18 protein-coding genes are annotated in these 20,112 nt (G+C 39.4%); 4 read left to right on the top strand and 14 right to left on the bottom strand.

What is annotated here, in order from left to right:
* Positions 1 to 13 precede the first annotated feature (13 nt).
* Complete coding sequence (locus C4F49_RS16885) at positions 14 to 802, bottom strand: PhzF family phenazine biosynthesis protein (RefSeq protein WP_196937009.1); 789 nt, start codon at positions 800 to 802, stop codon at positions 14 to 16.
* 266 nt (positions 803 to 1,068) lie between these two features.
* Here C4F49_RS16885 and C4F49_RS16880 point away from each other — a divergent pair, with 266 nt between their 5' ends.
* A complete protein-coding gene (locus C4F49_RS16880) occupies positions 1,069 to 2,178 on the top strand; it encodes a glycoside hydrolase family protein (RefSeq protein WP_196937008.1) in 1,110 nt (369 codons plus the stop codon).
* Between the two features lie 68 nt (positions 2,179 to 2,246).
* Here C4F49_RS16880 and C4F49_RS16875 read toward each other — a convergent pair whose 3' ends face one another.
* The gene (locus C4F49_RS16875) at positions 2,247 to 2,693 is read right to left on the bottom strand and encodes an SPFH domain-containing protein (protein WP_231388350.1); all 447 of its coding nucleotides are present in this window, start codon (positions 2,691 to 2,693) and stop codon (positions 2,247 to 2,249) included.
* Positions 2,694 to 2,796: 103 nt separating this feature from the next.
* On the opposite strand from C4F49_RS16875, the gene C4F49_RS16870 reads away from it, so the two are divergent.
* Positions 2,797 to 3,510: a DsbA family oxidoreductase gene (locus tag C4F49_RS16870; protein WP_196937007.1), complete on the top strand. Its 714-nt coding sequence runs from the start codon at positions 2,797 to 2,799 to the stop codon at positions 3,508 to 3,510.
* Between the two features lie 244 nt (positions 3,511 to 3,754).
* Here the strand turns inward: C4F49_RS16870 and C4F49_RS16865 are convergent, their stop codons facing one another.
* The 7 genes from C4F49_RS16865 to C4F49_RS16835 form a co-directional block, all read right to left on the bottom strand.
* Positions 3,755 to 5,197, bottom strand: coding sequence for a type III PLP-dependent enzyme domain-containing protein (locus C4F49_RS16865; protein ID WP_196937006.1), 1,443 nt, complete (start codon positions 5,195 to 5,197; stop codon positions 3,755 to 3,757).
* 18 nt (positions 5,198 to 5,215) lie between these two features.
* Positions 5,216 to 7,036, bottom strand: coding sequence for an FAD/NAD(P)-binding protein (locus C4F49_RS16860; protein WP_196937005.1), 1,821 nt, complete (start codon positions 7,034 to 7,036; stop codon positions 5,216 to 5,218).
* Positions 7,033 to 8,016, bottom strand: coding sequence for a 2,3-diaminopropionate biosynthesis protein SbnA (gene sbnA, locus C4F49_RS16855; RefSeq protein WP_196937004.1), 984 nt, complete (start codon positions 8,014 to 8,016; stop codon positions 7,033 to 7,035). The genes C4F49_RS16860 and sbnA overlap by 4 nt, the downstream gene beginning before the upstream one ends.
* 159 nt (positions 8,017 to 8,175) lie before the next feature.
* Positions 8,176 to 8,676, bottom strand: coding sequence for a hypothetical protein (locus C4F49_RS16850; RefSeq protein WP_196937003.1), 501 nt, complete (start codon positions 8,674 to 8,676; stop codon positions 8,176 to 8,178).
* Positions 8,677 to 8,745: 69 nt separating this feature from the next.
* Positions 8,746 to 9,372 (bottom strand): hypothetical protein, encoded by a 627-nt coding sequence (locus tag C4F49_RS16845; protein WP_196937002.1) that lies wholly within the window; start codon positions 9,370 to 9,372, stop codon positions 8,746 to 8,748.
* A 66-nt stretch (positions 9,373 to 9,438) separates the two neighbouring features.
* Complete coding sequence (locus tag C4F49_RS16840; RefSeq protein ID WP_196937001.1) at positions 9,439 to 9,912, bottom strand: RNA polymerase sigma factor; 474 nt, start codon at positions 9,910 to 9,912, stop codon at positions 9,439 to 9,441.
* A gap of 246 nt (positions 9,913 to 10,158) precedes the next feature.
* The gene (locus C4F49_RS16835) at positions 10,159 to 10,461 is read right to left on the bottom strand and encodes a hypothetical protein (protein ID WP_196937000.1); all 303 of its coding nucleotides are present in this window, start codon (positions 10,459 to 10,461) and stop codon (positions 10,159 to 10,161) included.
* Between the two features lie 693 nt (positions 10,462 to 11,154).
* Between C4F49_RS16835 and C4F49_RS16830 the strand changes: the two genes are divergently transcribed.
* Complete coding sequence (locus C4F49_RS16830) at positions 11,155 to 11,811, top strand: response regulator transcription factor (RefSeq protein ID WP_196936999.1); 657 nt, start codon at positions 11,155 to 11,157, stop codon at positions 11,809 to 11,811.
* 145 nt (positions 11,812 to 11,956) lie between these two features.
* Here the strand turns inward: C4F49_RS16830 and C4F49_RS16825 are convergent, their stop codons facing one another.
* The 5 genes from C4F49_RS16825 to C4F49_RS16805 all read right to left on the bottom strand — a co-directional run bounded on the left by C4F49_RS16825 (position 11,957) and on the right by C4F49_RS16805 (position 18,936).
* Positions 11,957 to 13,003, bottom strand: a complete 1,047-nt coding sequence (locus tag C4F49_RS16825; RefSeq protein WP_196936998.1) for a DNA topoisomerase IB — start codon at positions 13,001 to 13,003, stop codon at positions 11,957 to 11,959.
* A gap of 1,811 nt (positions 13,004 to 14,814) precedes the next feature.
* Positions 14,815 to 16,194 carry an exonuclease domain-containing protein gene (locus tag C4F49_RS16820; protein WP_196936997.1) on the bottom strand — a complete coding sequence of 460 codons (1,380 nt, stop codon included), beginning with the start codon at positions 16,192 to 16,194 and terminating at the stop codon, positions 14,815 to 14,817.
* Positions 16,195 to 16,343: 149 nt separating this feature from the next.
* Positions 16,344 to 16,955 carry a hypothetical protein gene (locus tag C4F49_RS16815; protein ID WP_196936996.1) on the bottom strand — a complete coding sequence of 204 codons (612 nt, stop codon included), beginning with the start codon at positions 16,953 to 16,955 and terminating at the stop codon, positions 16,344 to 16,346.
* Positions 16,956 to 17,039: 84 nt separating this feature from the next.
* The gene (locus C4F49_RS16810; RefSeq protein WP_196936995.1) at positions 17,040 to 17,666 is read right to left on the bottom strand and encodes a hypothetical protein; all 627 of its coding nucleotides are present in this window, start codon (positions 17,664 to 17,666) and stop codon (positions 17,040 to 17,042) included.
* 13 nt (positions 17,667 to 17,679) lie between these two features.
* Positions 17,680 to 18,936 carry an MFS transporter gene (locus C4F49_RS16805; RefSeq protein ID WP_196936994.1) on the bottom strand — a complete coding sequence of 419 codons (1,257 nt, stop codon included), beginning with the start codon at positions 18,934 to 18,936 and terminating at the stop codon, positions 17,680 to 17,682.
* Between the two features lie 594 nt (positions 18,937 to 19,530).
* Here C4F49_RS16805 and C4F49_RS16800 point away from each other — a divergent pair.
* Positions 19,531 to 20,112: an LOG family protein gene (locus C4F49_RS16800; protein ID WP_196936993.1), complete on the top strand. Its 582-nt coding sequence runs from the start codon at positions 19,531 to 19,533 to the stop codon at positions 20,110 to 20,112.

The raw sequence follows: 20,112 nt of genomic DNA, 5'->3' as shown, positions 1-20,112 counted from the left end.
TTTTGTGTAAATGCTAATCTAAATATAATTCTCCGCTGAGATACAGCACACATTTACCGCTAATCTCTACCCGGTCGCCCAAATATTCTCCTAGTAAATAACCAGAACGAGCCGAACATTGAATGGCAGTCAAGGAATTCTTTTGCAATTTCTTTGCCCAATAAGGAATTAGCGTTGTATGTGCAGAACCTGTAACTGGGTCTTCGTTGACACCAACTTGCGGACCGAAAAAGCGTGAAACAAAATCGACTTCTTCTCCTTTCGCGGTTACAATTAATCCGCGAGCATCTAATTTTGCGATTGCTGTTAAATTGGGCTTTAATTCACGGATCAGTTGTTCATTCTCAAATTCGACTAAATAATCTGTTTTTCCTTTATAAGCAACCAAAGGTTTAGCTGTAAAACAGGCTAAAAGACTTTCAGCTAGCGCTGTTTCTTTATAGTAATCAGCAGGAAAATTAAGCGTAAGCATATCTTCTTTTTTGCTTACCATTAAATCGCCACTTCTTGGAGAATAAAACTGAATAACCTCTTCTTGGTAATTTTCTAGATTGAAAAGAACAAATGCCGAAGCTAAAGTTGCGTGACCGCAAAGATCAACTTCTACCTCAGGAGTGAACCAGCGAATCTGAAAACGATCGTTTTCTTTCACATAAAAAGCCGTCTCCGCTAGATTGTTTTCCATGGCAATTTTCTGTAGAATGCTGTCGTCCAGCCACTCCATAAGCGGACAGACTGCCGCTGGATTACCTGAGAAAACCCGATCCGTAAAGGCGTCTACCTGATATAGTTTTTGTTTCATGTGCTATTTGTGTAAAATGAATGCCATTCTTATTTTTCTAAATTAATCGGATTGCCTTGCAATATCAAATGCAGACGAAGAAAAGACCATGATTTTGCAAATACACTTGATTGAAAAGTTAAACTAATTTGTGGTGATGCGCATTAACTCGGCATAAAACTTTGATGTAAATTAATTGTGATATACCGTCTTAAATCATTTTAAAAGTCTATTTTAGTCCAATCAATGCATAGACATTGCTAGACTAACATAAACCGAAAAGAAATATGAGTTCATCACGAAGAGATTTTATTAAGCTGTTTTCTGCCGGAATCGGTGTGAGCATGATTGATCCCAAATCTGTCCGTATTCCAATGCCTGAAAAATTCAATCTATTAGAACGCATGTTGCCCGCTCCGAAAAATGGCGGTTTTGCTATGGATGATTATTGGGTTTGGGACCCGTCGGTTATCAAAGGCGAAGATGGATTGTATCACATGTTTGCGTCACGCTGGTCGAAAGACTATGGTTTTGGAAATTGGGTAACGAATTCCCAGATTGTGCGGGCTGTATCTAAAACTCCTGCAGGTCCTTACGAATTTGCGGAGGTGGTGTTGCCGGCTCGTGGAAATGCATTTTTCGACGGATATGCCACACACAATGCACGGATTGTAAAATCTGGCGAATACTATGTGCTCTATTACTTTGGGGCGAGGCATGATGAAGTGCCGACTCCAGAACAAGATGTGTGGGCGACTGGCCTTGCGCAAAAATATTGGATGAATAAACGCGTTGGAATGGCTTGGTCAAAATCTATCTACGGACCTTGGGAACGAAGTGAGAAACCTATTATCGAACCTCGTCCAGGAAAATGGGACACATCCATTACGTCGAATCCTTCGCCAGTAGTTCTTCCTAACGGAAAGGTTTATCTGATGTATAAATCTTCGCCAAAAAACTATGATCCGCCATTGATGCTGGGCGCCGCGATGGCAAAATCTTTTAAAGGACCTTATGAGCGCTTATCCGACGAACCTTTGTTTCAGTTTCATAGTGACGGGCAGATGGATAATGATGTGGAAGATCCTTTTGTCTGGTACAACAAAGACCATTATGAATTAATTATGAAAGACCGTTTTGGACACATTTGCGGAGAAGAGGGCGGAGGGATCCATGGCACTTCAAAAGACGGAATCACATGGGATTTGTCAAAAGCAAAAGCTTATTCGAAAACAATTCTTTGGGATGATGGATCGACTACTGTGCAAGCGAATTTCGAACGTCCCTTCCTTCTTTTTGAAAATGGAAAAGCGACGCACTTTTTTGCGGCAACAGGTTCAGGTAGCCGTCCTTATGAGTTTGACCGTACTTGGAATATGGTTATTCCATTGAAGTAACCAGTATAAAGAATTAAAAATCCGTTTTGACTGTGATCAAAACGGATTTCTTTAGGGTAAATGCGATTTTATTCGATGCCTGGAATCGTTCTGCTAGCTTCAACGATCGGAATGCTGGCTTCGGTCGGCACATAGATAATCTGACTGATTGTCCCTGCTTTCAAAGCTTCGCCGAAAGCGCCTATAAATTCCTGTTTACGATACTCTGGATATTTCTGAGCTGCTTCGCCCATAATCTTGATGGCGTCTGCTTGCAATACAGCTGCTTCCTTTTCTGCTCTTGCTTGTTCCACCAAGATCTGACGTGAATGCGTTGCCTCAGCTAAACGCGCTTTTCCTGACATCTCTTGCTGCCACACGGAATAAACTGGTAAACCAAACATTAATCCGAGAATGATGACTGCCGCCAATCCAACTAAAATAAGAGTTCCTTTTGCGTTCATGGTATTGTTAATAAAGTGATAGATAGTTCTAAAAATACTGAAATGGATTGGCTTTTTCAAGGATTTCCTCAAATCCGTTATTCCGAAATTTGGGAATTATGTTTTATATGTCAAAAAGAAGGAAGAATTAAACTGTTGTTCAAAGGATTGTTAATTTTATGTTTTAAATAAGATTATGCAAAAAAATCAACTAAAAATCGAGGTATGGTCAGATGTGATGTGCCCGTTTTGTTATATAGGTAAACGCAAGATAGAACAAGCATTGGCCGATTTTCCAGATCGCGAGCAAGTGGCTATCGAATGGAAGAGTTATCAGCTGAACCCGAATCTCGTTACAGATACTACAATCAGCACAGCCGAATTTTTAGCAAAACATAAAGGCATTTCTACCGAGCAAGCCGAAGAGATGAATCAATACGTAAGCGATATGGCTTCAAAAGTCGGGCTTGAGTTTAATTTCAAACAAGCTGTTGTTGCCAATTCATTCCAAGCGCATGCTTTTTCTCATTTTGCAAAAGCTTCTGGCAAACAGAATGAAGCTGAAGAGCTGTTGTTTAAAGCTTATTTTACAGAAGGCAAAAATATTGACGATGTCGAAGTCTTAGCAACTATGGCTGAAGAGTTGGGCTTGAATAAAGAAGATTTGCTGAAGGCATTAGCTGAAAACACATATGCAGATGCTGTAAAGGAAGATATTCTGGAATCCCAGCAGATTGGAGTGAGGGGCGTTCCGTTCTTTGTTTTTGATCGTAAATACGCAATTTCAGGAGCGCAGGAAGCACAAGTTTTTGAAGATACGTTGCATAAAACGTTTACGGAATGGAAGAAGAAACAACCGTCTTTAACGATAATCGAAGGAGAAAGCTGTGGGCCTGATGGCTGCGACTAATATTTCGTAGCGCAAAAAAAACTTAAACATGTTCATGTTTAAGCAGCTTTAAGTGAATTTAAAATTTGGAGGTCTTAGTCTTCAATAACTAGTAGATCGTCTCCGTCGAATGTCAATTCCAATAATTCATTGATGAATTCTGGAATAATAAGTTCAAAGTCTTTAATCATTTTCTTTTTTATTTATGTTATTCAAATATAGGATGTTGATGTAATTTATACATCAACATCCTGTTAACTTTGCATTAAGTTTCTTGAGACAATGCTTTGGTTTCTTCATCCAAAGTAAAGGTATGTGAATCGCTGTGGTACACTAAGTTCTCAGCAAGTTCAAATAAATGGGCTTCAGATTCATAAAAATGCATCATATAGCCAGCAGTATTGACAAATACGATCAGATCTCCGACTTCGGGAAACTGATCAAATTCGATTTTTCGCTTTAGCAATTGCTCTTGTTCCAGACAATAGGCGCCAACTAAATAACCGTACGTCTTCTCTGGATTTTCTGATTTGAATTTTGGAACATGGATTGGATCTAACAGAAAATCAGAACTGCCACTTTTTAATTGCGTGCGGTTCATTTCCAATCCAAATAACCATTCGCCATCGGTATCCTTTCTCCGAAAGGCAACTTTGGCTACTGTAATTCCAGCTTGATCAAGCGCACTTCTTCCGGGTTCAATTCTGATTTGCAGGTTTCTAACCTTTATCAATTCATGAATAGGCTGACCTTGATCATTTTTATAATTCAATACCTCATCTAAGAAAGATGCTTTATTTACCTCATTATAATAAGGATATACCGTCGGTTCTCCATAAATAGTTCCTTCCAGAATAACCATTCCCAGCGGATCATGTTGGTACGTAATGGCTGGAATTTGGTGCAAAACCGAAGCTTTTAGTCCTTGCATAAAAGCAGCGTATTGATTTTTGTCCTGCAAATAATTCATTAGGATGCCACCTCCAAAATCTAAGCTCTTTGTTTCTATTCCTTTTTCATTTAAGGAATCAATCAGCTTAATGGATTGCAACAAACATTCACCGCGCTGCGAAATGGAATAACCATTTAAATGAAAATGCAGGCCCGAATAGGTTAAGCGATTAAATATTCCGGCTTCGCCGAATGAGCTTTCAATAAATTCTGTGGCTTCGCCTAGATGAAATCCAAAACGTGTAGGAAGCGTATTTCCTACATATTGAAATCCAGATAAGCGAACGATCACCGTTGCGTTGGCATTTAATTCTTCCGAAACAGCTTGTATCAGTTTGCATTCGTCCAGGTTATCAATAATAATCGGAATATGATTCGCTACGCAAAGACTGATCAGTTTTTTATTCTTAACTGCAGCCGTACTGATCAAATGTTCTTTATTCAGTCCAAGTTCTAATGCTTGCGCCAGTTCTCGATAGCTTGCCGTGTCTACACCTTGATTCAATTTGGCTGCTTTGCGTACAAAGCACCTTGACTTATTCGCCTTGCGGGCAAAGAAGATTTTGTAATCCAGTCCATATTTTTCGAACACTTCTATATACCCTTTAATATTTTCTTTAAAGGGTTTTGTGTGCTGAATATTGATTGGCGATTGATACTGTTCAATGGCTTCAAACAGCAAGTTTCGTTCTTCAGTAAGTCCTGTTACCCATTTATGAATCAAAGGCGTTAGCGGATAATGTGTATATGCTTTCATGTTACAGGATTTATTGTGTTAATTTTTAACTAAGTCAGAAGTCTCCTTCGCCCAGAGATTTCCAAAATTATGTGTTTTGCGCGATAAGGAATCGTTGTCGAGCACATTGCCCTCTGTTGGTGTTCCGTATAACGTGAGAACCCAGTCTTCTTTGTCCTTCAATTTTCCTTCAGGCGTAATTGCGATCGCATCGGTCGCATAATTGCCATTGAAGCGCTCTTCAATAATCGACCGTTCGTACAGGTTTTTGTACAACGGATTATTTCCTTTTTTTATACTGCCTTTGGCAATGCGTGCGTCGATGTAGTAAGCAAAATCATGGGATGCTTTCGGCGTAGATAAGCGAATACCGCTGTCAGTCAATGAAAGTTCTGGCGCTTCCTCGAATTTGAATCGGATGATGTTCGCCTTAATCAATGCAAACAGCTTTTGGCTATTGATCAGCGGCGGACCAAAGCTCATTCTCGAAAGAGAACTGTACCAGTCGCGATCAAATTTTTCCTGCGAAGCAGGAAGAAAGCCGTCGAAATGATAGAGTTTGCCGATTTGGAGCAAGCCTTCGCGGCAAGCACCAGCAGCCGCGGCCAGTTTGCTCTTTAATTCCCCGTGCCCAACTTCAGTTAGCACGAAATTGCTGACATCAAATATAAAGGCGCTATAATCTTCATTATCGTTGGTGCGATGATACATTTGCGGATTTAAAAATCGGCTGATATTCAAACGGATACTTTCATCCCGTTGTTCGATTTTAGTCCATAACTCATCATCTGTCAAAGCTTCGTCCCGGAAAAACAATTTATAATACGCATAGCGAATTTCTTGATTGTAAACCGGCAGAATATCCTTTTCAAAATCGATTTGCCTATTCTCTGCTTTCAACCCTGCAACCCATTCATCGGTCATGTATTTAAGCTGATATTTTGTGTGCTCCAGAATAGCATTGCGAGGCATCATCGGTAAATTATTCCTCGAAAAAGGATAGATAATGCATTCATTTCCTGACGGAATGTATTCAAGTTCCTTGTTATTATAGATGAACTTGCCACCTCGGCCTTCAGTAAGCTGCAACATCACATCAATAAAAGTAAGACCGATTCCCATGACCGCGACTTCAGCTTCTGCTGGTATTTGATCCAGCTGCCGAATAGGGTAGGCCGAAGGAAAATAAGAAAAGCTACTGTTTATCGAATGTTCGTGCAGCTTCGCAGAACGATTGCTGTATGCATGTCCTGTGGCTAACAAAATCGATTCGTAACCATACAACAGCTGTTCTCCATCTGAATACAAAACGTAATGAGTATTTCTTTTATTCAGATCAGTAATGTACGATTTGATTAAATGGATCTCAAGGTTTGGAATGTCATAATGAACCGTCTCAAAGACCGCGTTCATCAAATAGTTTCCGACTAGCTCACGGGAAGAGAAATCTTCTGGATCAGCATCAAAATGCACCTTCTTATTATTATTGATCCATTCCGTTAGGTTCGTATATACGTCGATAAACTTCAATGGATCAGGATCTTCCCAGCAGGTGATATTTCCAATGCAGTAATTGATCAGCAGATAATTCGGCTGATCGATGTGATAATTCTGTCCAGCTCCAAATGAAGAATTGTTATTGAACCAATGCACGATAACCTTTTTCTTTAGATCGCCCTTTCGCAGATTAGCTATCAAGCGTTCTAAGGCATAAAATCCTTTTGGACCGCCACCGATGATAGCAATATAATGTGCATCTTTTTCCTCGGCCGCTAAATCTTTACTTGTTTTTGTTAAGTTTTGTAAGGCCTTAGAATTTTGTAAGCAGGAAGAGTCAATGTGTTCTGAGGTCCAAATCATATGTTGGTAATTGATAAAGTTTTGCCGAAGGTTTCGTTGATCCAGCTTTTTGAATAGATGGTATCGAGATAACGTTCGCCTCTATCACTCAATATACTAATTATTGTTGAGTTAGGATTTATTTTATCGGTGTATTTTTCAATAGCCTTTATTGTCGCGCCAGAGGATCCTCCAGCGAGTATACATTCTTTATTGAGCAACTGATGACAGCCCATTATTGTTTCTTCATCAGAGACATGGATCACATCATGGATCAAGCGCTGGTCAAGAAAGTCTGAACTTCGGCTAGATCCCATTCCAGGGATATTCCGAACTTGTGGTTTCTGATCAAAAATTACCGAGCCCACAGAATCCACAGCGATGATCTTCGTGTCCGCATTCAAGCGCCTATACTCTTGGGCGATACCCATCAACGTGCCACAGGTGCTTGTAGGAACAAAAATGTAGTCTGGAAAAAAGCCCAATGACTGGTTTATTTCCCGTACCGTTTCCGCATGCGCCAAAGGGTTGTTTTTATTGTGGTACTGATCCGGGTTAAAACTGTTTGGATATCTTTTTAACAACAGATCGACCATCTTCAAGCGTGTGTTGAGGTAACCTCCCTTTCCATCATGCTCATCGACCATCACGAATTCAGCTCCGTAAGTCTCCACGAGTTGCCTCGCTTGCTTATTGATATGTGGATCGACTACTAAAATCAGTTTCAATCCATAATGGAGGCAAATCTGCGCCAAGCCTATGCCCATGTTTCCAGAGGTCGATTCAATAATCACGGTGTCCGCGTTAATCTTACCTTCGTTGAGCGCCTGAGAGATTATGCGATAGGAGGTGCGATCCTTGATGCTGCCTCCTGGATTTTGCATTTCCATCTTCCCATATAAATCAAAGTTATAGGCCGCAAAGATATTCTTCAGATTTACCAAAGGCGTGTTCCCAATTAGAGACAAGACCCCATCAACTGCTCTGTCTACTTTTATCATGTTATCAAATTAGCTGTTAGCATTAAACAAGTTCAAAAGAAAATAGTTTTTATGCTCTGTTAATGATTTTAGTTCAAACTTATTTATTAAAAACAATGGCATAATAATCTTCTATTCTTGGGTTTTCAAGAATGGATGTCTTAACTTTCCTAGAGGTTTTTAAGTCTTGATTTTCTGTGCCTGCTCGTCTGTCAATAGATTTTTATTCTGTGACAGAAAGTCTTTCATATTTTTCTTGAGGTTTCCTTCCGGAATAGCATCCCACTTTGCAAGGATAATGTTAAGATCTTGCTTAATGTCTTTATCGTATCCCAAGATCGAAGGTGCATGCGTTTGAATAGTTAAGCGCAAGAAATGAACTTCTTCGCTCTTATTCGTCTGCCGAATGGCTTCGTCCATCAACGTTTTTCCCTTCTTGAATGTATTTAATTTGCTTAATGGCGAAGAAAGATGTTTTGCATAAACCATGTAGTATGCCGCATGATAAGCCAATTCAATACCAGAAGTTTTCTTTGCATCCAATGCATCCAATTCTTTCTTACAAGCTTCTGCATCTTGCGAAGCAATAGGATATGCGATTCTCAACCGCTCTAAATTAGGCTGAGCGATAGTGACTGAATAGGTCATCAGGAAAAGCAAGGTATGGTATAAGTATGTCATGTTATGCGGGTTTGGGTTGAAGAAAGGAGCATGCTATAGCTGGTTCATTTCTAATTTCGTTTTGTGTATTTATAACTCATCAGCTTCATATTCTTCGCATGCTGGTTCAATCAAGCCTTGGATCAATGCTTTCCATTGAGGGAATGAAATGCCCATCTTAGCAAATAGGCCAATCAGGAAATTTCTAAAGTTGTCGCTGAACTGTTCATTGTCTTTATTGATAACTTCATTGCGCCCAGCAAAATGAAGATTGATGTCAGTTGCTTTCTGTTCAACAACAAGCGTAGAGGTAGAGATTTTCTTATAAAAATGGGCGGTATCCGGGTTGTCATTGGTCGGGTCTGCGCAAGGGCGCAAGGTCAGCGTGATCCGTTGCCAATCCGTTTTTTTCTCCTCATCAATTTGCTCAACCTGAACCCAGTCGAATCCTCCAGCCGAAGGAAGTCCCGGTCCCGGAATATCGATCCGTATGAAATCATTTATCCTGACCTGACGGTAATGTTTGGTCTCCAACTCATCGATAATGCAGAATTTAGCCGATGGAGATTTTGTGATGCGATGCCAATTATTGACATCCAGCAAACGGCTCCTTGTTTCACGGTAGAATTGCTCCGCTTCATAAAGCGACGGAAGTTGAATTGATTCGCGGCAATCCACTTGATTACCTTCGATTTGTTTTGGAATGTTGCTGTTCATAAACTAATCCTGCTATATAGATAACCACTAATGTGTTAAAAAGGTTTTAGGTTGCTATTGATTTTCCTAATCTAATAGACATTTTTCCTCTAAACCCTTTCGGATTAGAAGGATTTGTGACTTCACTTTTGCTGTCGACATGTGATAGGTCGCGGCAATTTCCCAATACTTAAGACCGCTTGTATAGTCTAAGAAAATATCATATTGTTCCTTAGGCAAATCTTCCAAAGCCTTTAGTATATTTTTTGCTATTTGCGGTTGTCCATACGCTTCGTTATCGTCGGGCGTAGGTTCCTGAGTATTTTGCTTCGATGAAGATTGATTAATGTTAGCCAAAAAATAGGAGGGGTGCTCGTACCCGCGGTCATTGCTTAGGTTTTTTGCTATAGCCAATGATTTGCCTAAAGAATGATTTAGGCTATTCATTATCTTCCTAAAAAAATGTCCGACTCCATGCAAACCCATGCTAGGTTTCAAGATTAAATCCGTTAAAACGAAGGCTTTAGGAAGTAGACCGCTGTTTAATTCTTTGCTTGACATGTTTCTCTGGTTTAGGTGTGAAAATGCATTCGCAATAACTATGCACATTCTTTAGGAGAATTATGAAACGAGTATTTTCTACATCATAATTGTTGTTTATACTTACATTTTTAGGCCTTACGGAGACTAGACATTGCTTGCGAATAGCATCTTATTGTGCTGTAGATTCCGATTCAGCGATAATAGAAACTATATTTTACTTTCAAATAGGAAGCGCTTTGTGTCTCCCTATGTGAAGCAAAAAGATTAGATAATCTGTGAATTATCCGTTTTCATTGGGTCTGTTCCGGGCTGAACTGTAGGGTCTCTGTCGATACGATCCTCGTCATCTGGAAAATCTACATCAATTCCATCTTCATCATCAGGGTCAATCTCATCTATGTCAGGAGATGGTTCTGTAAACGGGTCTTCTTCGTCTTCTTCCAGAGGAATATCATTTTCTTCGGGCAATTCGTTGTCATCTCTCTCGGTCGGCGAATCGACAATCTGCAAACTAATTGCTACAATCAAACCTTGTCTTTCTGTAGCTTGGACTTCTGTTGTTTTCATGGTAATCGTATTTGTTTGTGGAGTAATAACAAGTTGATATCATTTTAGTTAGATGTGCAAATACCTGATTGTCGGAATAAATACGAAATTCAATGTGCTTATGTTGGCTTTGGCATCTGAACATAGAAAGTGCCTATATATTCTTGATATGCTTGCAGTTGAAAACAAATAGGTCAATTAAGCGTTCTAATACGTAGCGTTGGCGTATTAACATCCTAAACCGAGAGTATAAACACGCAAATTGACGTTTGAAGGGGTTCAACAGCTTTTTAATGACTTTAATTTGTAATTTTGGTTGCTCGATTATTCATTGAAGTTAAAACAAACGGCTAGAAATATTTTTGACGTAGATTACAGGACGTTAGAGAAAATTTTCAAGACTTACCTAAACTAATGGATGATCATTAACATTTATTTTATTAGTTGGATTAAGCGAATCTTCAAATTGTTGACAAGGGGAAAGTTTCGTATTGCCTCAACAGGTTTTGTTATATGTCGATAAAACTTTGAGAACTGTTTCTTAGTGGTTATTCATAAGCTAAAAATCGATGACTAATTGATTTAAAGTTTTAATGCTGAGCGTCGAGTAAATGTTGAATTACAAAATAGGTGAATAAAACCATATTGAAAGGGATTCAATTGGTGTGAAATAAAGATTATCAATATAATGATACAAAGTATAATTAAATCTCTATGATTAAGATAATTTTGGTTGAAGAACATTCGATTATCCGCAATGGAATCAAATTGCTTTTAGAATCTCAAGAAAGTTTGCGGGTTGTCGCAGAAGCGAGCAATGGGAGAGAGGTATTAAGCTATTTGGAAAATAACGTCATACCGGATATCATTATCACCGATGTCAATATGCCAGGGAAGGAAGGTATTGAATTGGCTGTAGAATTAAGCCAGAATTACCCATCGGTAAAAGTCATCATTCTCAGTATGTTAAATGAAAACTACAACGTGCTATATGCTTTTGAAAAAGGAGTGAAAGGCTACCTGATAAAAAGCGTTGGCTATGATGAACTTCATTTTGCAATCAATCACATTCATAAAGGAGGCATTTACCTTTGTGGGGAAATGACTAAGATTGTTTTGGACAAGCTTCGCAATAATCCATTCTTTCAAAATCCGATTAATCAAGGCGATAAGAATTATGACATCAGTGACCGTGAAATGGAAGTGTTGCAATACATCAGTGATGGATACACGAATTTAGAAATTGCGGATAAGATGTTTTTAAGTAAACGCACCGTTGAAGGGCATCGCCAAAATCTAATTGATAAAATTGGCGTTAAAAATTCGGCATCATTGATCAAGTTTGCTGTTAAGCAAGGCTTGATATCGTAAGCTATAAACCATCCTAATGATGGTACAAACAAAGGGTGAAAATCGAAACTTGATTTTCACCCTTTGTAGTTTATGGTCTAAATGGAAAGAAATCATACTTTCTTTCGAGAGATACTCAATTCTACTCCTTAATTTTTATAGCAAATTAGCTCTTTTTCAATGACTTTAGAAAACTCACAAACGCCTTTTCGGTGTGTGTGCCTGGGAGCTCATGCTCTTGTTTTTTATTCAGTTTCTTGATCAATTCGGCTAAGCTCCCATCAAGATAGCGTTCTTGAAGGGCTGGGTGAATGTAATAGTTTCGGGTAACTGTCCGCGTATTTCCTAAACGTTCGGCAACCTGATCGATGATGCTAACCAATTCTTTTTTACGTTCAGTAGCCGTCTCCGGAAATGGGTCACGGCTCATGACCATGAGGCAGAGCAAACATCCGGCCCAAGTGCGGAAATCTTTGCAGGTATAGTCATCATGCATGCTGTCTTTTAGGTAGGCATTGATATCTCCCGAATCCAATTGCTGTACCGAGCCATCCGCATCATAATATTGGAAAAGTTTCTGTCCCGGAATCTCTTTGACATTCTTCAATAGCTTGGCGGTCTTAGATTCTTTCAGGTAAATCTTTTGCATCACGCCCTTTTTACCTTTAAACTTAAAGAATATCTTGTTGCTTTCAATATTCACATGTGCATTTTTCAACGTCGTCAAGCCAAAAGAACCATATTCTCGTTCGTAGGCTTTATTGCCAACACGGATAAATGTTTTGCTGACTGTATCGACTGCAATGGCGCATACCTTTTCTTTGCTAAATTGTCTTTTCCGAAGATCTATAGCTAGTTGTTTCTTCAGTAGGCCTAACTTATTAGCAAATCCTTCTAGCCGGTCGAACTTTGTGAGGTTTCGTCTGGATGCCCATTCGCTATGATATCGATATTGTTTACGCCCCCTTGCATCGATTCCTGTTGCCTGAATATGTCCATTTTTCCAACGGCATATCCAAACATCTGTCCAAGCCGGGGGAATAACCAGCGCATGGATCCGTTGAATTACTTCAACGTCCTTCACCAGGTTTTTATTTAGGTGATAACAGAATTTGCCGCCCTTTAAGCTTCGGCTATAGCCATTTTCCTTTCCTGATACATAATGAAGTTTCATATCAGTCGCAAGCTGTGATGGTATTTCAGGTTTCTGCATAAATTTAATCGCATTAGATTTAGCTATAAAACAAATTGGATCTGCATATTGTTTGGCTACTTCATATAGCGCTTCAAATTTATTTACCCTAGGTATTTTAGTTTCTTTGTTCGTATTCTAGAGAAAAATCCTCCGACAAAAGTCTTATGTGGAATCGTGTTCCTTAGGAAGATATCAAATTTTATTTACTTGATGTTTGGCTGATTGATGTTTTGTTGCATAAGACCTGCAGATAGTAAAGTATGTGGAACAAAGAATAAAGTTCGGATTATACTCTCTTTTAAAGCCTCGTTAGAGGCTGAATGTTAGCAGAAATAGGTAAGAGAATTAAATGCGTGCCGTAGGTACGCAACCCAATCGAAAAGATGTATAGAGCTTAAAAATAAATTGTTGCGTACCTACGGCACGCTGCTTTTATTGCGCATTCCTTTGCTACAACCATTTTGCTCCTACGGAGCAAGTTCAAAAACAATAGAATTTCCAGTCAATCTGTCCTAAGCACAACCGCTTTGTAGCAAACATCCCGGCGAAATCTTTTGTACCGTAGGTACAATCCTTTTCCAAAAGGAGCGTACCTACGGCACGCATATATTTTTCAATTAATCTTGCTACAAATCGGTAGCTCCTACGGAGCACTATCAATATGGCTTAGCCAGTATTAAATCTGTCATTGGTAGGAGCTAAATTTTGTTCACAAACCTTTGGAATAGGATGACAATGTTTGGCTGATTGTTGTTTTGTTGCATAAGAACTGCAGATAGTAAAGTGTGTGGAACAAAGAATAGAGGTTGGATTACACTTTCTTTTAAGCTCGTTAGAGGCTGAATGTTTGTAGAAATACGTAAGAGATTTAATGCGTGCCGTAGGTACGCAACCCAATCGAAAAGATGTATAGAGCTTAAAAATAAATTGTTGCGTACCTACGGCACGCTGCTTTTATTGCGCATTCCTTTGCTACAACCATTTTGCTCCTACGGAGCAAGTTCAAAAACAATAGAATTTCCAGTCAATCTGTCCTAAGCACAACCGCTTTGTAGCAAACATCCCGGCGAAATCTTTTGCGCCATAGGTACAATCCTTTTCCAAAAGGAGCGTACCTACGGCACGCATATATTTTTCAATTAATCTCGCTACAAAGCGGTAGCCCCTATGGAGCACTATCTATATGGCTTAGCCAGTATTAAATCTGTCATTGGTAGGAGCTAAATTTTGTTCACAAAACTTTTGGAATAGGACGACAATTTTTTGCTGATTGATGTTTTGTTGCATAAGACCTACAGGAAGTAAAGTAAGTGAAACAAAGAATAAAGTTCGGATTATACTCTCTTTTAAAGCCTCGTCAGAGGCTGAATGTTTGTAGAAATACGTAAGAGATTTAATGCGTGCCCTAGGTACGCAACCCAATCGAAAAGATTCATATAGCTTAAAAATAAATTGTTGCGTACCTACGGCACGCTGCTTTTATTGCGCATTCCTTTGCTACAACCATTTTGCTCCTACGGAGCAAGTTCAAAAACAATAGAATTTCCAGTCAATCTGTCCTGAGCACAACCACTTTGTAGCAAGCATCCCTGCGAAATATTCTGTACCGTAGGTACAATCCTTTTCCAAAAGGAGCGTGCCTAAGGCACGCATATATTTTTCAATTAATCTTGCTACAAAGCTGTAGCTCCTACGAAGCATAATCTATATGGCTTAGCCAGTATTAAATCTGTCAATTTGAATAAAACGAAGATTCTCGATATTAGATACCTCGCTTTGCTCAATATTTGTATTCGACTGCCATGTTAAGGATAATAAACTGCAGCTAGTTAATTCGCTACGCGCAAAATCAAATGCGGAAAGCGTAGGGCATAGCTGCTTGCCAGGTTCAGCATGTAATAATTGCTGCTGACAAGGTCTTCTTGCTTCACCAGGTTCTCCATATCCGTGGAGTCCATATCATTCGCAATAAAACCAAGCGCATGGATTTTATTGTCCTTGACATAGATGTAGCTTTTCTCTTGCTGATTGCGCCCTTTATCAAGGATGACGTAGGAAGATTTATTTTCTTCAAGCGCATTGATGGCTTTCTGGACTTTTTGATTGTAGCTTTCCAGCTCAGGAAGCTGGTCGTTCTGCAGGCGGATGCGTTCGATCAACGGCGTAGCTGCAGATTGGAAATATGAACAAAGCTGGCTGTTGAGCTCGTAGTCATTGATTAGGTTTCGCAGGAAGGTCGTCGATTCCGAAACTTGGTTGAAATAATAAATGGCAGGCGTATTCTTGTTGACTTTGCAGATGCTTAAGCGATAATAACCATTCTGATCCTCATAAAATACTAAGCCATATTTCGGATCATACTTTTTGAGGGCAGCATTGTATCGGGGCCAATGTTTCTTGATGTAATGACATTCCATCAGAAAAGCCATTAGCTCCGTGCCTGATTCTTGGTAATCGATGCTATAGATTTCTTTGAGAAACTGTTGGCGCCTAAGCGTCGAATTATTTCCCGTAAAATGCCCAAGCACGCGTTTCTTAATGTTAATGGCTTTACCGACGTAAATAATTTTGCCTTGCTGATTTAAGAAAATATAGATGCCGGCCGAAGTTGGCAATCGCTCAAAAACTTCTTCTTCGATGTGGTTCGGCAACCGCTGTTCTTTGGATTTTACTTTGGTCGATTGTGAAATAAAATCGTCTTTATCCTGTTTTAAGATTTTTTCGAAAAGCACTACCGTTGCTTCGGCATCTCCCGCAGCGCGATGGCGGTTTTCTAATTTAATATTCAGTGAGTTGCATAGCTTTCCAAGGCTGTAGGATGGAAGGCCGGAGAAAAACTTTCTGGCCAAACGCACCGTACATAATTTCGGCGCTTTCCAGTCAAAACCCGCATCCTTCAATTGTGCATGAACAAAGGAATAATCAAAGTTGACGTTGTGCGCAACAAAGATGCGCTCATCCAATAAATCAAATATTTTGGCCGCTACATCCTGAAACAAGGGCGCATCTTCGACCATCTCATTGCTGATTCCGGTCAAGGACTGAATATGAAAGGGAATAAACTGCTGTGGGTTCAATAGCGTCTGATAACTATCGATGACCTTCTTTCCATTGTGGATATAGATAGCAATTTCTGTCATTCGGCTACCGCCAGCATACCCACCGGTCGTTTCAATATCGACTATCGCAAATTGTTTATTCTCATGCATAAACAAATATAATACTAAAAATATTAGTTTTCAAAATGAAATCGCGGAAATATGATTTTCGTAAGATAAAGGATTTTTCGCGGGGCGGAATGAAATGCCAATCGCTAGAAGTGGAGAGGCCAAAAGCCCTATAGAGGGAAATCTAGGTATTAGTTAATCGCCGAACTGAACAATCCATTTTTATAAGCAAATACTTTTGTAAAGGTCGTGGTCTTTTGGTTTTCGTCAAAAGTTTCGACGGTGACGTTGATTTTATTATCTGCGATGCGCGTATATGTGTTGGAGATATACTCCACATAATCTTCGTAATATACCTGCTCAAATTGCTCAGTTTTATGTTGATTATTTAGGTTGACAAGGAAAGCAGACCTTTCGCCATCTGTTTGATACGCGACGAGAATAACATGTTGATTGATACTGGATTGTAAGGTGTCGATGATTTTAACAGGGACTTCATGCTGCAGGCGATTGAGCTCTTCGATACGCCCAAAGTCCAGCGCATCGAATTCTTGTTCGGAAAGGGCAGGAGCCAATGGAAAACGAAGTTGCATATATGCCTCATTGATTTCGCAGTCTTTGAGCTTGATATCAGGATTTGCGGAAGTAGCTTCTTGTATTTTATCAGCTGTTTCAACTTCTTCAACCACGTTCGCATGCCTGTTTTTTTTGGCATTCTGACAAGCATGGACCAAAAGGAAAATTAGCGCAATCAGCACGACAAAGTTGGCGTTCCGTATAATTCTTACTAGTAATCGTTTCATTGTTCGTTCGTTATTCAGGTCACTGATAATTTATGATAATACAAAAAATAGCTTAATCAGATTCGAATTAATTTCGGAAGCTATCTAGCGATTACATTTTCTTATAACTTTTTCTATTCGTTTTTGTTTGCTCTCTTTCTCAACTTCTGGGAGTCTGGACGCAAGCGTCTCCGCAAATAACTGCCGATTGGAATCGCTAACGATTGGAAAGATCTGTTCAGCATACATTGACAATTGGTTCGTCGGAGATTTTTTAAGCCGTTCGATCAGCAATTGAAAGGCATCATCAGCATAGGCTGGAACTGAAGCCAGCTGAACCAAAATTGCAACACATTGATCGTTTGTAATCACCGACCCTTTATCCGCTGCCGCAATGATTTGGGGCAATGCATGATAAATAACCGCGGGCTTAACCGTTGCGATAGCATGCAGCGCCGTCATCGCCCCCCATTGTAAGCGGTTATTTTTACTGCTGAGCAATGCGACAAATTCGGGAGTGTAACCAGCAATCAGTGATGGGTCAACAGCCCCGATTTCATAAAGCGCCTTAATGCAATCGCTCTGGATATCCTTGTTCTTATTCGACAGATTATCCATCAATTCCTTCACAGCATCTTTATTCTGCTGCGCAATGATTTCCTTTGCGAGCTCCTGATTCGGAATTTCATCTTTTCTATTCAGCGAAGAAGCGAGTCGAGAAAGTATGCTCATCGTAAGTTTATTTTTATTCTTCAATAAAATCTAAATCCCGGCCATGTGTTTCTGGGATAGTCATAACCGAATAAATCCCAAGAAAGAAACAAACCAAAGCCACAACTGCTGCGCCAATAATCACAGAGTGGCTCGCATCTCGCATAAATTCATACATAAGCGTCATGACCACAACGAATCCGCGCACAAAATTAGGAACTGTCGTCGCGGCTGTTGCTCGGATATTCGTTCCGAACTGTTCAGCGCCAACAGTCACAAACATCGCCCAATAACCCGCACCAAGACCGACCCATACACAGTAGAAATAATACCAATTAGCTGATTGTATCGGCGTAAACAACATCACGGCAACGCCAACCAAAGTGAAAATCATCATGTATAAAATGGCTTTCTTTCTAGATTTAAACCAATGGCTTAAAAATCCAGTCAGAAAATCGCCAGCAGAAAGTCCGACATAAGCCCACATAATTGCCAATCCAGGCTTGATGTCTTCGGTCAAACCATGCGCTTTTCCAATCTCATTGCCCAACATAGCCAAGATGCCAATACAGAACCAAGTCGGAAGTCCGATAGCTATGCATTTCATGTATTTTATGAAGCGTTCTTTGTTGTTAAAAAATAATAGGATACTGCCTTTGTTGATGGCGGTGTTCTTAGAAACATCTTTGTAAATACCAGACTCCACCACACCTACACGCAGCAGCAATAGCGCAATGCCCATCGCCCCGCCAATCCAATAAGCAATATGCCAGCTTCCGCTCAGTTCGACCGTAAAGTTAGCGACAACCGCACCCAGCAAACCAAAGCCCGCAACCAATGATGTACCGATGGCGCGCAGTTCCTTAGGCAACGATTCCGAAACCAAGGTTATCCCAGCGCCCAATTCACCTGCTAAGCCAATGCCAGCAATAAATCGCAGCGCCATATAAATTTCAGCAATGTATGGAGAATCAATATAGGGTAGGAAACCGCAGGCAATGTTGGCTAAAGAATAGGTGATGATCGAACCGAACAAGACCGAAAGCCGACCTTTTTTATCACCGAGCACACCCCACAGAATGCCACCGAGCAACAGACCGAACATCTGCCAGTTCAGAATACTGATCCCAGTTGTGTCAGGATTCAATCCCAGATCGATCAGGCTCGGGATTCGGACAATACCAAATAGGAGCAGGTCGTAAATATCGACAAAGTAGCCTAGTGCAGCAACGATTACGGGTAGACTAAATAGGTACTTCAGCTTTTGTTGGTTAGTCAAGCTATCTGTCATCTGATGAATGGTTTATAATGAAGCGATTAAATTAATAATTTTTTCCATAGAAATTAAAATTATTTAGCGGCTAAATCAAATTCATGGATAGCTTACCGAAAACTAAATAAGACAAATCCAAAAAAATAACAGTTAACCTTAACCTTATTTAAACGGATTAATTGTTATTTCAAAATTAATTAACTTTTGATTAAACTTAATTCTACATGCAGATCTAAAATTCATATAAAAATTTTATAAGCATCCACAAAATTACTGTCATAATATTGTAAACATTTAAATATATTATTTTTTGGTTTTAAAATTAAAACACACCATATTATATTTGTAATAAGGATTTAAGGACAACGTACTGATATCCTGAAAGAAAAAGAATGATTTTCTAAAAAGTCACCTTAAGAAAAACTAACATATTCAGTTATTGATCCAATATGGAGAAGCTATACTAAAATTAAAATGAAGGTATCTATGCAATCACTTTAAGTAGATTACATTACTATTTCATATAATGATAACATAGAACTCTTTAAAATTTTCAGTTAAGCATTTTCAGATTGACTATCTTTGCGAAGTTTATTAAAGAAACTGATGTGTATGAAACGTATTACTGTTTTTTGTGGGTCTAGCTTTGGTACTGATAAAGTATATGAAGAACAAGCCTACGAATTAGGCAAGTTATTAGCTAAAAAAAATATCGGATTGGTTTATGGGGGCGCGATTATTGGCTTGATGGGAACTGTGGCAAATGGTGCGCTGCAATATGGCGGGGAAGTAATTGGTGTGTTGCCTCATTTTTTGAAAGGAAAAGAAATAGCACACGATCAATTGACTGAGCTTATCTTAGTAGACACCATGCATGAGCGGAAGACAAAAATGGACGCTTTGTCTGATGGAGTGATTGCGCTTCCGGGTGGTTTTGGTACATTGGAAGAGCTTTTCGAAATGTTGACATGGGCTCAATTGGGTTTGCATCAAAAACCAATCGGCTTGTTAAATACCAATGGATTCTACAATGATCTTTTGTTATTGATACAAAATATGGTTGATAAAGGATTCTTAAAACAAGTCAATCAAGAAATGCTTTTGGTAAGCGACTCGATTGAAAATCTTTTGGATAAAATGAATAATTACCAAGCACCAACTATTGGTAAATGGATCGAAAAAGAAGAAGTTTAA

It is taken from the genome of Sphingobacterium hungaricum (assembly GCF_015210005.1).
GTDB classification, from domain to species: domain Bacteria; phylum Bacteroidota; class Bacteroidia; order Sphingobacteriales; family Sphingobacteriaceae; genus Sphingobacterium; species Sphingobacterium hungaricum.
This window is presented reverse-complemented; position numbering and strand designations above follow the sequence as displayed.